Source organism: Wenzhouxiangella sp. AB-CW3 (assembly GCF_014725735.1).
Lineage (GTDB): Bacteria > Pseudomonadota > Gammaproteobacteria > Xanthomonadales > Wenzhouxiangellaceae > Wenzhouxiangella.
The window spans coordinates 3,780,775-3,795,822 of record NZ_CP061368.1 but is presented as its reverse complement, the minus strand read 5'-3'; the positions used below and the strand labels follow the sequence as shown (position 1 = coordinate 3,795,822).

The following is a 15,048-nucleotide window of genomic DNA, read 5'->3' as shown; positions in this document are numbered from 1 at the left end:
CTACGCCGTGACAGTTTCGTGTCTTACCCCGGGAGGTCTCCCCGGTGCTTCGCTTTGCGAAGCTGAGCGCTGAGCAATTGGCGCTGACCGCCTGGGAGAAGTCAGCCGAGGGCATAGTAGGTGATTGGCGTCACTGAAGGCCCGAACGATGAACGAGGATGATCGACCGAGTATGAGTGACCGGACCGCCTCAGAGAATCGACGCGAGTCGGCCGTGCCCCGTGCACGGGAGGAATCGGTGACTGGGGAAAGGACCGATCCGGCCTCGACATCCACTGTCTTGCTGTGGGAGAAGGTGCTGGAACGCAGCAACCTGCAGCGGGCAGTCAAGCAAGTACGCCAGAACAAGGGCGCGCCGGGCATTGACGGGATGAGCGTTGATGCACTACCGGACTTCCTTCGCCAGAACTGGCCTGCGATCCGCGATCAACTGGAAGCGGGGCAGTATCGCCCGCAACCGGTCCGGCGGGTCCGTATCCCCAAGGCCGACGGACGGGAACGCCTGCTGGGCATCCCGACGGTTCTGGACCGCTTCATCCAGCAAGCCGTTGCGCAGGTGGTATCGGCGCAATGGGACCCCCACTTCCATCCCCGCAGCTATGGCTTCCGGCCGGGCAAGTCGGCGCACCAGGCTCTCAAGCGCCTGCAAGCCGACATTCGGGCGGGCGGCCAGTGGACGGTAGACCTGGACCTGGCGGCGTTCTTCGACCGGGTCAACCACGACCGGTTGATGCGCCGGCTCAAGGATCATGTCCCGGATCGTCGTCTGCTGCGATTGATCAACCGTTTTCTGACCGCCGGGGTGATGGATGGAGACCACTGGAGCCCGACGAATGCCGGTGTGCCGCAAAGCGGCCCGCTGTCACCGGTCCTGGCCAACGTGGTGCTGGATGAGCTGGATTGGGAGCTCGAGCGGCGCGGCCACCGCTTCGTCCGATATGCTGACGACTGCCAGATACTGGTGCGGAGTCAACGTGCCGGCGAGCGGGTGATGAACAGCATCAAGCGCTTTGTCGAAGACTCACTCCGGCTCGAAGTGAATACACGCAAAAGCGCGGTCGACCGACCGTGGTACCGCCAGTTTTTGGGGTTTACGGTCACCCGTGGGGATCACCGGCTGAAAGTGTCGCCCAAGGCGCTGGACCGGCTGAAAACCCGCTTGCGGGTCCTGACCCGCCGCACGAGAGGCCACCGTTTGGCCGATGTCGTGGCAGACTGGAGAGACTACCTGCTTGGATGGAAAGCGTACTTCGGGATTGCCGAAGTACCGAGCCCACTGCGCGAGATCGACAAATGGCTGCGGCGACGATTACGCTGTTATCTCTGGAAGCAATGGGGCCGCTCGGGCTACCGCCAGCTTCGCCGTCGTGGCGTGAGCGTGCGGGATGCCTGGCAGACATCCAAATCGGCCCACGGGCCGTGGCGGCTGTCGCACACCCCGGCGCTATACCGGGCTCTGCCCGCGAGGTATTTTGCTGACTTGGGACTACCGAGCCTGGTGGCGCGGTAGTGATGTTCATCGAACCGCCGTGGTACGTGATCCGTATGCCCGGTGGTGTGGGAGGAGAGGCATCGTGAGGTGCCTCCCTATCCCGATTATGCATTACCAGAGTTAATTCGCATGAACAAATACTGTATCGGTATCACCGTAGCAGTTCTATTGAGTGGAACGCTGTTGGCGGATGAGCTTTCATTAGAGGAGCTTCGTGAGCGAAGCCGAGATTGTGCGCTCTTTGACGACGAAGGCTCCTATTCTGGAGATGCCCTGGGTATATTGTGGGGTGACTTCGACATCGTGTTTGACTGTGCTCCGCCCGGGCGTAGTGAGAAGCAGAGATTCTCAATCTATGTTGTAATTAATGAAAATGGCGAAGTTTCACAGGCTACGGTCGTTCCAGAATCTGAGGCTGCACAGTGCATTGAGGAAAAGGCACGTAGTCGTGTATTCCCCAAGCCACCATTCGCTGATTATGTTTTGGGAGTTAGCGTAAATCTCTGAGCATCCGCAAAATGCATAACAAAACGCTCAAGTTCGTTCCGCACTTCGCGCTCCACCGGACGCGGCTAACGCCGCGCCGCTTAGCTTAGGCGTGTGTGCCGGGCATGGCACGAGACTAGAGAGGTGTAAGTCCTCTTACCAGGTATTCGCAGAGCCGAAGGTTAGGAGAAGGGCAAGGGCGTCATCGTGAGGTGGGGTCTGGAGGAAGCCCAATCCAAAGCGGCGGGGCGACGAACAGGAACTGGATATGAGGTGTGACGTAGACGGGGCCAGTGGGCACGTGACCATGAAGCCCTCCATCTGCAATCGGTCTGCGTTTTATAAATCCAGCGTCTACGCCGTGACAGTTTCGTGTCTTACCCCGGGAGGTCTCCCCGGTGCTTCGCTTTGCGAAGCTGAGCGCTGAGCAATTGGCGCTGACCGCCTGGGAGAAGTCAGCCGAGGGCATAGTAGGTGATTGGCGTCACTGAAGGCCCGAACGATGAACGAGGATGATCGACCGAGTATGAGTGACCGGACCGCCTCAGAGAATCGACGCGAGTCGGCCGTGCCCCGTGCACGGGAGGAATCGGTGACTGGGGAAAGGACCGATCCGGCCTCGACATCCACTGTCTTGCTGTGGGAGAAGGTGCTGGAACGCAGCAACCTGCAGCGGGCAGTCAAGCAAGTACGCCAGAACAAGGGCGCGCCGGGCATTGACGGGATGAGCGTTGATGCACTACCGGACTTCCTTCGCCAGAACTGGCCTGCGATCCGCGATCAACTGGAAGCGGGGCAGTATCGCCCGCAACCGGTCCGGCGGGTCCGTATCCCCAAGGCCGACGGACGGGAACGCCTGCTGGGCATCCCGACGGTTCTGGACCGCTTCATCCAGCAAGCCGTTGCGCAGGTGGTATCGGCGCAATGGGACCCCCACTTCCATCCCCGCAGCTATGGCTTCCGGCCGGGCAAGTCGGCGCACCAGGCTCTCAAGCGCCTGCAAGCCGACATTCGGGCGGGCGGCCAGTGGACGGTAGACCTGGACCTGGCGGCGTTCTTCGACCGGGTCAACCACGACCGGTTGATGCGCCGGCTCAAGGATCATGTCCCGGATCGTCGTCTGCTGCGATTGATCAACCGTTTTCTGACCGCCGGGGTGATGGATGGAGACCACTGGAGCCCGACGAATGCCGGTGTGCCGCAAAGGCGGCCCGCTGTCACCGGTCCTGGCCAACGTGGTGCTGGATGAGCTGGATTGGGAGCTCGAGCGGCGCGGCCACCGCTTCGTCCGATATGCTGACGACTGCCAGATACTGGTGCGGAGTCAACGTGCCGGCGAGCGGGTGATGAACAGCATCAAGCGCTTTGTCGAAGACTCACTCCGGCTCGAAGTGAATACACGCAAAAGCGCGGTCGACCGACCGTGGTACCGCCAGTTTTTGGGGTTTACGGTCACCCGTGGGGATCACCGGCTGAAAGTGTCGCCCAAGGCGCTGGACCGGCTGAAAACCCGCTTGCGGGTCCTGACCCGCCGCACGAGAGGCCACCGTTTGGCCGATGTCGTGGCAGACTGGAGAGACTACCTGCTTGGATGGAAAGCGTACTTCGGGATTGCCGAAGTACCGAGCCCACTGCGCGAGATCGACAAATGGCTGCGGCGACGATTACGCTGTTATCTCTGGAAGCAATGGGGCCGCTCGGGCTACCGCCAGCTTCGCCGTCGTGGCGTGAGCGTGCGGGATGCCTGGCAGACATCCAAATCGGCCCACGGGCCGTGGCGGCTGTCGCACACCCCGGCGCTATACCGGGCTCTGCCCGCGAGGTATTTTGCTGACTTGGGACTACCGAGCCTGGTGGCGCGGTAGTGATGTTCATCGAACCGCCGTGGTACGTGATCCGTATGCCCGGTGGTGTGGGAGGAGAGGCATCGTGAGGTGCCTCCCTATCCCGATTATCGCACTTGTGCTTTCCAGTAGCCGGTTGGTTGCCAAACGTCGAGAAGTCGGTCCGTCTGGCTCCCTATGGGCAGCAAGTCAGTAGCAGCTTCAAACGGCAAGATTCGGTGCCTTTTCAAACCACACGGCAGGGGCGGGCTGCTTTGGCTTCTTGTTCACCGGCTTCGAATGGAAAGTTGGTTGCCAAACTGGCAAAATCGGGGCATGAGGATCGGTGGCGCTTCAGGTTGTGGTGGTTTCAGTGAGCTGCACTTTCGGCAAACCTCGTCCAGGGCTTCGCTCCGGCCAGTGCCTTCGCTCCAGTCCGGCCCCTTCGGCCGGCCTCCGGGAATATTGCGTTCCCAGAGGCTTCGGCCTCAAAACAACGGCAATAGTCAGGTGCCCTGGAATCCATCGAAATTCACCAACCCCCGTGCCATAACTAAGGGTTCAACCGGACGCGGGGTAAGCTCCTGGCCGGCTTCGCCGGGTTGGCTCGGCCGTGGGTGACGCAGTGGATCTCGCGCGGCCAGTACATCAACCAGATCGACCAGGGCCCGACCGGAATGTCGCGACAGTAGCGGGGCTCAGGTCGCTGTCGGACAATCGTGCCGCGCCGGCCACAATCCGGACACCGACAGCCGTTCTTGAACGGCTTGACCAGCACATCAAGGCGATTACCGCGTCGAAAAGCCAGGCCGACACAGCGAAACCCTTTGAACTTGAGCAGCTTTCCGATAAGCTTGGACGTGGTCATGGGGCGAACCTCCTGTGTTGTTTGTTCGCAAAAACAAAACTTTACAGGACGCCCCATGACCTCTCAAATCAGGCGGGCAATGTCAGGAATTTCGTTGCGAGATTCGGATAGACCCAGAATTTTGTGGCCCAGGAGGGGGCGGCTGCACGAGAGAGCCTCGAGGTCACTTGAGTACTCCGATCTATGGCGATCCTCAGTACGAGGTGCTTTCGCAAAACCAAGTTCGCATCTTCTACGCGGATGCATATGCGCCGGTATATGTTAGGTGCACGACGGAAACACATCCGAGACTTGCCTACTCAGCGGCTTCCGAAGCCAAAGCTCGGGAGGACCTAGCACTTGGGATCTTGATTCATCTTGCGTATGTAATTCTCGGTACTTCAGTGTATTTGGCTGTACGCAACCGTTTGCCACTCCTTAGAGTCAGGCGGGGATTATTCATTCCCACCGGCCTGCTTGCATTGATCTTTGCGCCAGGTCCGTTCTGGAGCTTCCCATTTATTGCTCCCTCTTTTGCTCTCCTGGCGCTGGTCGTACAAATCGGGTTTGCCTTGCCTGCCGGCTCCTGGATATTCGCGACGCCACAGTTTGTTCTATCGGCTTCCTCAATCCTGATTTCCTGGAGCGTCCTGGTTCTTGCAATCCTGTTGGTTCGAGGGGTCTTCTCGAGGCGAAAACCAGCCTGATTACGCTGCGCACTGCGGTGCAGAGCAGGGGTCAAAGATTAGTAAGATAGAGAGATCGAGAACTTGAGCTCTAACGAAGGGTTCAGCCGGAGCCCCGAAAACTCCGGGTCGGCAAAGCCGGGCGGCCCAGTGACGGCGCTGGTTAGCCCAAACATTATGCATACAGGAGAACTTCATGAAGGAGACCGGAAAAATCAACTATGTCGAAATGCCTTCAACGAATATTGAAGCAACGAAGGCGTTCTTTGCTTCGGCTTTTGGATGGTCGTTCATCGACTATGGCCCCAAGTATGTGGCTATCGAGGATGCCGGTATAGATGGCGGTTTTTACAAATCTGACAAAATATGCTCACCTGAGGGTGGTAGTGTGCTGGTGGTTCTTTATAGCTCGGATCTTGAGAACACACTCAAGAAAGTCAGATTGTCAGGTGGCAAGGTAGTTCAGGATATTTTCGATTTTCCAGGTGGCCGTAGGTTTCACTTCACTGATCCAAATGGAAATGAGTATGCTGTATGGTCTGAGCTTGATGCATAACCAAGCGATCAAATACGGGCACTATGGCCGTTGAACCTCGTTTCACTCGGCGGTTTATGGCAGGTGTTATGCGATTGGAGAACTAGGGAACCGTGAATTCCTCTGCGCCGCTGCGCAGAGGAATTCAGAGGATCCTTTGACCTTAGAAGAACGATGATCACGATCGCGCACCCAACAGACGATATGGAGTTGCTCTTTATCCGTATGGCACTTGAGGCGGAGGGAATCCCATACTTGGTTGTTGGTGATGGATTTGGCAGCCTGTATCCTGGAGTCCAGCTTCCCATCTTCAATGAACGGCCGGTTCGAGTGTATGCTTCAGATGTTAAGCGGGCAGTAGAAGTAATCGAAGAGGTTCGAAAGGATTTTGATCCGGCTTCATCGAATCTTTCTGGAAGCTCAAAGCTTCGGATAGTTCTGGAAACAATTTTCTTCGGTTGGTTTGTGCCAGGCGGCAAGCGTCGGAGTTCTTCTAAAAGCAGCTTTAACCCGGACGCTAGCAAAGCCCGTAGTGGACGAGTCGAATGTTATACGCTACAGCCGGTGAGAATCAGGATGCCTTCGCGTATGGAGGCTTCAAATAGTTTTCACCATGTCAGTTACGCGGCAATTCATTAGGAGGGATAGTTCGTGAAACTTACGGTCGCCTGGAAAGGTCTCATCGCGAGTATTAGCGAATGCCGCGCTGTTTGTCCGACTCATATAGGCGAGATAAGTTCACTTCGCAATGTACGCAGTTGCCTCTCCAGCAGTAATGGAGAGATCGTCTTCATTTTAGCCAAGCATTAGCTATTCTACTCAGCCATGGAATTTACGAATGAGCAAGCAATCGCAATGACGGCTCCTTTAGGGAAGCTCTGAACAACGCATGATTTTCAGCCAACTTCCTTCGTTTTGTCTATCGGGCATGATTTGGCCCCGTTTGATGTTCGATTTTGATCATTTGTTGACCAATTTCCACCGATCAGGCAGAAATCGGACGGAATAACCCTATGTCGGGATCAATTTCTCTGCGATCAGCAGGTTCGTCAGTCCAGCCATTACCTGGAACCGATTGCGATTCTTATCCTGACCACGGTAGCGCACCTTGTTATAGCCGAACACCTGCTTCATGTATCGAAAGGGATGTTCAACCTTGGCCCGGATCTGACTCTTGAGCTTTTCTGCCTTGGCTTCCCAACTATCCGGATCCATCATCTTTCTTTTTCCTGGACGCTCGGCGATATACCAGTCAACTTCTCTTTCCTGGTGCGCTTCGCGTTTTTCGATACCTCGATATCCGGCATCGCCGAACACCCGTTGCTCCTGGCCGTGTAACAACTTCTCAGCAACTTCGAGGTCATGGGTGTTGGCCGGCGTCGTCTCCAGGCTATGGATCAGACCGATTTCATCGTCCACACCAATATGAACCTTCATCCCGAAATGCCACTGGTTGCCCTTTCTCGTCTGGTGCATTTCCGGATCGCGTTCCTTCTTTTGGTTCTTGGTCGAGCTCGGTGCCGCAACAATACTGGCATCGACAATGCTGCCCTCGCGCAGCATCAACTCATGCTCATTCAGATAGCCGTTGATTTCATCAAACAGCTTTTTGCCCAGTTTGCGCTGCTCCAGAAACCGGCGGAAATTAAGAATGGTGGTCTCGTCCGGCAGGCGATCCGAGAGCCTGAGCCCGGCAAACCGCCGCATGCTCTCGATCTCGTAGAGTGCATCCTCCATCCCAGGATCACTGAGATTATAGAAAAGCTGCATGCAGTGAATCCGCAGCATCGTTTCCAGCGGATACGGTGGACGACCTGTCCGGCCCTTGTGATAGTGCCTTTTGAGCTTCTTGACCAACCGAGGCCACGGAATCAATGAATCAACGCGTTCCAGAAACTTCTCCCGTCGGGTTTTACGCTTCTTGTTCTGGTACTCGGCTTCAGCAAAGCTCATCTGGTCCATTGATGAATTCCGTTTCTGATCAGGTGGCGCTATTATCTCAAAATTCGGGAGTTATTCAGAGTTTCCTTAGGCCTAACGATACTGGCGATGAGCTTGGCAAACTACAAGGCACTATCCGTAGTTAGAATCGGCAGTAGGCAAACATGGCCGTATCAAATTCTTTCAGGGCTGCTTGGATTCATATGGCTTGTAGCCGCATTTGGAGGGCTTGAACATGTTGTTGACGGGTTTCATGAGGTATCCGGCATGTATGTCTTTTCGTGCATTTTCCTCCAGCAATGGATCTTCAGAGTCACTCGTGAACCGGTTCATCCAGAGAAGGTCAAGAAGGCTTGAGTTGTCGATCATTATGTTCGGTGCTTGCTAACTGCTAAACACCCCAGTCCTGCGCCAACTCGCGATCCTACCGTAGGTTCTTAACATGAAGGCCATTTGCCCGATCTGCAACTCAGCGTTTGATTCACAGAAGCCGAGAGTCAATTTGGAACCGCAACAAGCTTCGTGGTACAAGTGGCAACAGTCAAAGATATTCTGTCCTGAATGTGAACATCCACTTGAGCTGAGTATGCAGGCAAGATGGATAACGGCGATTGCGTTTATCGTCGCACTAGCAGGTGCCATTGTGGGTGCTACGATCTTTTCATTCGGGAACACATTGGTTGGGGTGTTCGTTACTGCTGCCAGTATCACGGTTCCGTTTTCGTTGGCCAAGATCCTGTTTGGACGAATCCCCTATCTGCCGGCTGATGCGTCGAAAGATGGGTTCAACCGGGAATCAGAAGGCAACGGGCCGACAAGGTCCGCTAATTCTCGCGGAGACGCGACTTACAACAGGCGATTAGACTCATGACGAATAAGCGCCTCTACAATAATGTGCGCTGGACTGCTGACATTCTGTTTGTTCTCGTTTTGCTCCCGCTTATTATCCTGTTGGTTGAGCGTGCCCTTGCGGGTGCTTGGACGACGGCGTTGATCGTTGTTGCAGTTGCTGCAGGCACCGCAATTGCACGAATTTTGAATGGTCCGTTTGTGGGCCCTGCTCTTGTGGAAGTGACAAACACTGAACCGGTTTGGAAGTCTTTCTTTTACATTCCAACAAAAACCCAAAGGAAGCAGCTCAGTTCGATCAAGGAAATACGAATTGCGGGACCTAAAGGAGACCGACGCTTCAGAACTATCCATAAGGACGGCTCAGAGGAAGAGTTCAGGCCCTTTTATGGGCGCAGGCTTGAATCGAGAGTCATAGACTTCTTGAGGCAGTCTCTGCCGGAGCGAATTGCCATTTCAGAGGCAGAGCCTCCCACTCTCATGGCCCTGCTCCGAGACGACTTTTAGCCGTTGCCCTCTCAACGGGTTCAGTCAGCTATTTCGATAAAGAAGGCCGGAGATCTTGCAGCCGAGTCGCTTAGCCCGGCTGTTGCATAGATCTCCGCTGTCGTGCTGCACTCTGAACGCGTGACCCGTCCGGTTGTCATGACATTCAATGGTGCAACTCGTTGCAACAAGCAGGATGCGGGCCTTCAGCCTCTTATTTGTCGTGCTGGCGGCATTCTGCTGGGGCTTGTCCGGGGGCATTGGCGGTGTGCTCACGGGCGATGGCTGGGATCCGGTCATGGTGTCGTTTTACCGGGGAGCTGTCGGCTGGGTGTTGGTGCTGGCCTGGCTTGTTCTGCAGCCGAGCGGCAGCGGTCTGGGCAGCCCAAGGCTGTGGTTCTGGTCGATCATTGCCGGCCTGGGTGTGTCCGGAAACTTTGCGTTCTATTTCATCAGTATTGCCGAGGGCAGTGTGGCCGTTGCCGCGACGCTGATGTATTGCGCACCCGTTTTCATTTACCTGGTTTCCTTTGCTCTGAGAGTGGAATATCCGACCCCCTTCAAGTGGGTGTCGATTATTCTGGTCATGGGCGGTGTGGTGCTGCTGACCGGCGTTTACGATATCGATGCCAGCGACATCAGCTTATTGGCCATTAGTGCAGGCCTGGCTTCCGGGATGTCTTATGCGTTGTTCATCTTCGGTTTCAAGTATGCCGCACCGCATGGCAGTCCGCAGGCCATCCTGGTCATTGCCTTCGCCGTTCTGGCGTTGATTCTTGTGCTGTTGGCTGACCGGGAGCAGGCCGTGGCGGTGCTGAGCACGTCAAGTTGGCCGCTGTTCCTGGTGCTTGGTGTGATCGGTGCCGGCCTGTCATTCATTCTCTATATCCTGGGCTTGCGATATGCTGCCCCGGCCATGGCTTCCATCGCGGCCATGGTAGAGCCGGTGACGGCTTCGTTGTTCGGTGTGGTCTGGTTGGATGAGCGTATGAGCGCCTTGCAGCTTGTGGGCATGGGGCTGATCCTGGCCACGGTGACGGCGTTGACCTTACAATCGAAAATTCGTGTCACCCGTGTGCTGAGACTTCGCAGCAGAAGGAGAGAAAGACAATGAGTACCCGTCGTTACCCGGGCTGGGCGGTTTATCTTGCCGGCTTCGGGGCTCTGGTGTTCCTCGTTTCGCTGCTTGCCCTGGCGCTGGTCCCTTCCTCGGATCCGGTCTCGTTGCTTGAGCAGGCGCTGTGGGGCGCGCTGGTTGTGGCATTCTTCGCTCTGCTTCCCCTGTTCTTTATGCGTTTGAAGGCCATGGTGCTGCGTCTGGCCGCGTCGCAGCCGGATGAACACGCGCCCCCGCCGCGCCATCGACCCGACAGTATCGGCGACCAGGCCAGAAGGGGCCGTGACGAGAACGGCTGATACAGTCCGTACCGCTGGCGCTGCATGCGTCACTTCTTGCAAGAACCGGAGATACTCGATGAGCCAACCCGTAATTGCCGACAATAAGCCGGTCAAGGTCACACTTGAGAAGGGCAAGGAGTATGCCTTCTGCCGCTGCGGGCGGTCGAAGGATCAGCCGTTTTGCGATGGTTCGCATTCCGGTACCGGCATTGAGCCGAAGATGTTTACCGCAAATGAAGACGGTGATGCCGTGCTCTGTCAGTGCAAGCAGACGGCCGATACGCCCTACTGCGACGGCACGCACAACAAGTTCGATCGAGAGGATGTCGGCAAGGAGGCGCCGGAAGGCTCGGGTCGTGACGATAATGGCAACAAGCCGCCGAAGCCGAAGGCGACCCGGGAAGAGCCTACGGTCGAGATCATTCATCGCATGGCCGAGGAAGGCCCGGAGAAGATCGGCGAACACGGGCCGATGGTGGCCATGGGCGTACCCCGAAACGAGCTGCCACACTGGGACCAGATTCAGCTCATGGTTGCCCAGATGGCGACCAAGCCGCTGATGGAGGATGCTGAGGTCGACACCCGGTTGGTAATCGGGCCGGAGGCGAAGAAACCGCTCGTGCTCGATATTCCGCTGTTTGTCTCCGACATGAGCTTCGGCGCGCTGTCGCCGGAGGCCAAGGTCGCCATGGCTCGCGGCGCGGAGCTTGCCGGCACCGGGATTTGCTCGGGCGAGGGCGGCATGCTGCCCGAGGAGAAGGACGCCAACAGTCGCTACTTCTTCGAGCTGGCCAGCGCCCGGTTCGGTTACTCCGAAGATTTGCTGGCCGATATTCAGGCATTTCACTTCAAGGGCGGGCAGGGTGCCAAGACCGGCACCGGCGGCCACCTTCCGGGTAGCAAGAACACGAAGAAGATTTCCGAGGTGCGTGGCATCCCCGAGGGCGAGCCGGCGATTTCGCCACCGACCTTCGAGGATCTTTCCAGCGTGGCCGACTTTCGCAAGTTTGCCGACCGCGTGCGCGAGATCAGCGGTGGCGTGCCGGTGGGTTTCAAGTTGAGCGCCAACCACGTCGAGCGCGATATCCAGTTCGCGCTGGATGCCGGTGCCGACTACATCATTCTCGACGGGCGCGGCGGTGGCACCGGCTCGGCACCGGAGATCTTTCGCAATCACATCAGTGTGCCGACCATTCCTGCGCTGGCCCGAGCACGACGCTACCTGGATGAGCAGAATGCCAGCGGCCGGGTGACGCTGATCATTACCGGCGGTTTGCGCATGCCGATTGATTTCGTCAAGGCCATGGCGCTGGGCGCCGACGGCATTGCCCTGGCCAACAGCGCCATGCAGGCCATCGGTTGCGTCGGCGCGCGCATCTGCAACAGCAACAACTGCCCGGCCGGCATTGCCACCCAGCGCGAGGACCTGCGCGAGCGGCTGGACGTGGACCATGCCGCCGGCCGTCTGAAAAACTTCTTCGATACCTCCGTTGGGCTGATGCTAGTCATGGCACGGGCCTGCGGGCATTCCGCGCTGGCCGAGTTCAATCGCGACGATCTCGCTACCTGGCATCGGGATATGGCGCGCTTGTCCGGCGTGGCCTATGCCGGTGTCGGTGAGCCGTAAGTCGCATTGGCAATCTGCATTCCGGCAGAGGCCAGGCCCCACTTTTGAGCAGCCCGCGGTGTGCAGCCAGCGGGCTGCTTCGCTTATGCTGGTTGCCTGTTGAATGTCGCAACCCGGGAGTCAGTCCATGAAAAGCCGATTTACCATGCCTGTCACGCTGTCGCTTGTTCTTGCCATGGGTCTGTCCGTGGCCGGACAGCACGAGGAGCCCATCCGCATCGGCGCGACCATGTCCGAGACCGGGGCCTACGCCACCCAGGGCGTACCGGCCCGCGACGGATATCTTCTGTGCGCGAAGGATGTCAATGCCGCCGGCGGTCTGCTCGGGCGCGATATCGAGTTTGTCATTCGCGATGACCAGTCGGATACCGATACCGCGATTGCCCATTACGAGGAGATGCTGGCAGACGGCCTGGTCGATGCGGTGATGGGACCGTATGGATCGACGCTGACCGAAGCGGTCGCCCCGGTGACTGAGCGCCACGACATGGTGCAGATTTCGCCGTTGGCCGCGACCACCTCGATCTGGGAGCAGGGCCGCGAGTACCTGTTCATGGTGCTGCCGCCGGCTGAGCTGTTTCTGGCCGGCCTGATCGACATGGCCGATGGGCATGGCCTCGAGCGCGTGGCGGTGATTGCCGAGGATCAGTTGTTTCCGCGCGCCGCGGCTGACGGTGCGGCTGAACTGGCCGACCAGCGCGGCATGACCGTCGTCTTCCACGAGACCTATCCCTCCGGCATCGAGGATTTCTCGACACTGATTCAGGCCGTGGACGAGGGAGATGTGCAGGTGCTGGCCATGGCCGCGTCGGCGCTGGACAACTTCATCGATGTGACCGGCCAGATGAAGGCAATGAACGTCAATGTGAAGATGTTCGGCACCTCGGGTGCGGTCACGGAGTATCAGCAGGCGCTGGGTGAAGACGCCGAATACGTGTACGGCTTGTCGGCCTGGGAGCCGGGCCTGCCCAACCCCGGCAGCGATGAGTTTGTCGCCGCCTACGAGCAGTCCTACGGCCGGGCTCCGAGTTTTCACGCCGCCGGCGCCTATGGCAGTTGCCAGTTGTTTGTCGAAGCCGTGACTCGGGCCGGCAGCCTGGATCAGGACGCCATTCGAGAGGAATTGCTGAGCCTGGAAACCGAGACCGTGTTCGGTCCGTTCGCGGTTGACGAGCGCGGTTACCAGACCGCCAACCAGGGCCTGTTCGTTCAGTGGCAGGATGGCGAGAAGGTCGTGGTCTGGCCGGATGAACTGGCCACCGCCGAGCCGCGCTATCCCACGCCAAGCTGGGACGAACGTTGAAGCCTTGACCCGGACACTCAGCGGATGGTCTGGCAGGTGCCCAGATCCTGGCTGTCGACCTGCCCGCCCGCGTGTTTGCCTTCGGTCCAGAATGTCAGGTCCACTTCGCTGAACTCCCGCCTACCGGATCCGGGCTCGGAAACCCGGTCGAGCACGTGAATGTAGCCCGAGACATGCAAGGACATGTGCGCGGGTCCGATGCGGGCCTCGACGACTGCTTCATCGCAGTCGAAGCGCAGAATGTCCAGGCCGGGTTCCGACCCACTGGCCAAATAGGGTTCGAAAGGGGCAATCGAGCCTTCGTGGTCGGCCGCTTCGAGATTGAGCAACCGGGTCAGCAGGGCGTAGAGGTCGATGCTGCGCAGGGCGGGGCTGCGCGTGCCAGGCGCGAAGGCCGGACCATGGGCCAGAAAAATACCATGTTGCTCGCCGTGGGCCGGGTCCCAGCCGTGCATGCCGCGTGGCGGCGAGCGCTGGGCCAGGAAGGGTGTGGAGGAAATCATCCAGCCGGGATCGGCTTCGGCCAGGACGTCGGGCACCCGGTGGTGACGGCCGAATCGGTACCGTTCGGGAATGTCGGAACGTGCCCAGACACGGAGCTTGGGGTGAGCGCCAGCCAGTGCCGAGACGATGTCTTCGACATCCATGTCCCTGGCCCAGATCTGCGCCGCCGGGCCCCAGTCGGACACCCGCACCCTGGACAGGTCGAGGAAATCGTCAAGACGAATGTAGCGCTCGATGTCGATTGCGCTCATGCCGTGATCGGATACCACGATGATGTTCGTTTTCTCGAGTTGATCCAGCGCTTCCAGCCCGTTGAGAAGCCGGCCGAGTTCGTCATCGAGCGCTTCGGCTGCCCGCAGCACGGCGGGCGCGGCGGGTCCGTGTGAGTGGCCCAGCGAGTCGACCCGGCTGAAGTAGAGTGTCATCAGGTCGGGACGTTCGGCCTCGGGCATGGCGGCCCATTCCAGCACCTGCTCGATACGCTCGTCGTGGGGTACCCGGCCATCGTAGGGACGCCAGTGGGTGGGGCGTACACGATGAATCTTCGCCTCCGAGCCGGGCCAGAAAAAGGTGGCCGAGGTCAGGCCCTGGCTTTCGGCCGTCACCCAGATCGGCTCGCCGTCGCGGTACCAGTAGCCATCGCCGACGGTGGTGCGGTCGCGTAGAGAGAAGCGTGCATGGCGCCGGGGATCCCACATGCTGTTGGCGACCACGCCATGGGTGCCGGGGTAGCGTCCGGTCACCAGCGTGTAGTGGGTCGGAAAGGTCTTGGTGGGAAAGACGTGGTGCAGGCTGTCGGCAAACAGACCCTGATCGATCAAACGGTCCAGATTCGGGCTGTCGATCAGATCGAAGTAATCGTGACGGAACCCGTCGATCGAGATCAACAGCAGCGGTGCTGGCTGCTCGCCCACGTCCTCGGCCCGGGGCTGGCAGGCGGCCGACAAGAGGAGGCCGCCCAGTAGTGCAGCGGCAAAGCCAGCGCTTCGGAGTTTCTCAAGGGCAAGGGGGTTACTGGGAAGCATGGCGAGATTGCATCCTGCGTGGCCAACGGATATCCGTTCCAGATTC

Annotated in this window: 14 protein-coding genes; 11 read left to right on the top strand and 3 right to left on the bottom strand. The window is 58.5% G+C overall.

The genetic code is table 11. The annotated features are described in order from the left end of the window. The first annotated feature begins 172 nt into the window (after nucleotides 1-172). The 4 genes from ltrA to IC757_RS16900 all read left to right on the top strand — a co-directional run bounded on the left by ltrA (nucleotide 173) and on the right by IC757_RS16900 (nucleotide 3,843). Nucleotides 173-1,510 carry a group II intron reverse transcriptase/maturase gene (ltrA, locus tag IC757_RS16400; protein ID WP_190975348.1) on the top strand — a complete coding sequence of 446 codons (1,338 nt, stop codon included), beginning with the start codon at nucleotides 173-175 and terminating at the stop codon, nucleotides 1,508-1,510. A gap of 111 nt (nucleotides 1,511-1,621) precedes the next feature. Further along, nucleotides 1,622-1,999 carry a hypothetical protein gene (locus tag IC757_RS16395; RefSeq protein WP_190975347.1) on the top strand — a complete coding sequence of 126 codons (378 nt, stop codon included), beginning with the start codon at nucleotides 1,622-1,624 and terminating at the stop codon, nucleotides 1,997-1,999. 571 nt (nucleotides 2,000-2,570) lie between these two features. Continuing rightward, on the top strand, nucleotides 2,571-3,227 hold the full coding sequence (locus tag IC757_RS16810; RefSeq protein WP_263405573.1) for a reverse transcriptase domain-containing protein: 657 nt from the start codon (nucleotides 2,571-2,573) through the stop codon (nucleotides 3,225-3,227). Further along, entirely contained in the window at nucleotides 3,166-3,843 is a 678-nt protein-coding gene (locus IC757_RS16900) for a group II intron maturase-specific domain-containing protein (protein WP_263405572.1), read from the top strand. Before IC757_RS16810 ends, IC757_RS16900 begins: the two co-directional genes overlap by 62 nt. 511 nt (nucleotides 3,844-4,354) lie before the next feature. On the opposite strand, the gene IC757_RS16385 is transcribed toward IC757_RS16900, so the two are convergent. Next, nucleotides 4,355-4,669: a hypothetical protein gene (locus tag IC757_RS16385; protein ID WP_190975346.1), complete on the bottom strand. Its 315-nt coding sequence runs from the start codon at nucleotides 4,667-4,669 to the stop codon at nucleotides 4,355-4,357. Between the two features lie 861 nt (nucleotides 4,670-5,530). On the opposite strand from IC757_RS16385, the gene IC757_RS16380 reads away from it, so the two are divergent. Continuing rightward, nucleotides 5,531-5,890, top strand: coding sequence for a VOC family protein (locus IC757_RS16380; RefSeq protein WP_190975345.1), 360 nt, complete (start codon nucleotides 5,531-5,533; stop codon nucleotides 5,888-5,890). Nucleotides 5,891-6,043: 153 nt separating this feature from the next. After that, on the top strand, nucleotides 6,044-6,508 hold the full coding sequence (locus IC757_RS16375) for a putative signal transducing protein (protein WP_190975344.1): 465 nt from the start codon (nucleotides 6,044-6,046) through the stop codon (nucleotides 6,506-6,508). A 372-nt stretch (nucleotides 6,509-6,880) separates the two neighbouring features. Here IC757_RS16375 and IC757_RS16370 read toward each other — a convergent pair whose 3' ends face one another. Continuing rightward, on the bottom strand, nucleotides 6,881-7,831 hold the full coding sequence (locus IC757_RS16370; RefSeq protein ID WP_190975343.1) for an IS5 family transposase: 951 nt from the start codon (nucleotides 7,829-7,831) through the stop codon (nucleotides 6,881-6,883). A gap of 846 nt (nucleotides 7,832-8,677) precedes the next feature. Here IC757_RS16370 and IC757_RS16365 point away from each other — a divergent pair. The 5 genes from IC757_RS16365 to IC757_RS16345 all read left to right on the top strand — a co-directional run bounded on the left by IC757_RS16365 (nucleotide 8,678) and on the right by IC757_RS16345 (nucleotide 13,473). Next, nucleotides 8,678-9,166: a hypothetical protein gene (locus IC757_RS16365; RefSeq protein WP_190975342.1), complete on the top strand. Its 489-nt coding sequence runs from the start codon at nucleotides 8,678-8,680 to the stop codon at nucleotides 9,164-9,166. A 175-nt stretch (nucleotides 9,167-9,341) separates the two neighbouring features. Beyond that, the gene (locus IC757_RS16360) at nucleotides 9,342-10,259 is read left to right on the top strand and encodes a DMT family transporter (protein WP_190975341.1); all 918 of its coding nucleotides are present in this window, start codon (nucleotides 9,342-9,344) and stop codon (nucleotides 10,257-10,259) included. Continuing rightward, the gene (locus IC757_RS16355; RefSeq protein ID WP_190975340.1) at nucleotides 10,256-10,561 is read left to right on the top strand and encodes a hypothetical protein; all 306 of its coding nucleotides are present in this window, start codon (nucleotides 10,256-10,258) and stop codon (nucleotides 10,559-10,561) included. Before IC757_RS16360 ends, IC757_RS16355 begins: the two co-directional genes overlap by 4 nt. Before the next feature lie 58 nt (nucleotides 10,562-10,619). Then, on the top strand, nucleotides 10,620-12,170 hold the full coding sequence (locus IC757_RS16350) for a glutamate synthase-related protein (RefSeq protein WP_190975339.1): 1,551 nt from the start codon (nucleotides 10,620-10,622) through the stop codon (nucleotides 12,168-12,170). A 127-nt stretch (nucleotides 12,171-12,297) separates the two neighbouring features. Continuing rightward, entirely contained in the window at nucleotides 12,298-13,473 is a 1,176-nt protein-coding gene (locus IC757_RS16345) for an amino acid ABC transporter substrate-binding protein (protein ID WP_190975338.1), read from the top strand. A gap of 17 nt (nucleotides 13,474-13,490) precedes the next feature. On the opposite strand, the gene IC757_RS16340 is transcribed toward IC757_RS16345, so the two are convergent. Continuing rightward, nucleotides 13,491-15,002: an ectonucleotide pyrophosphatase/phosphodiesterase gene (locus IC757_RS16340; protein WP_190975337.1), complete on the bottom strand. Its 1,512-nt coding sequence runs from the start codon at nucleotides 15,000-15,002 to the stop codon at nucleotides 13,491-13,493. Nucleotides 15,003-15,048 lie beyond the last annotated feature (46 nt).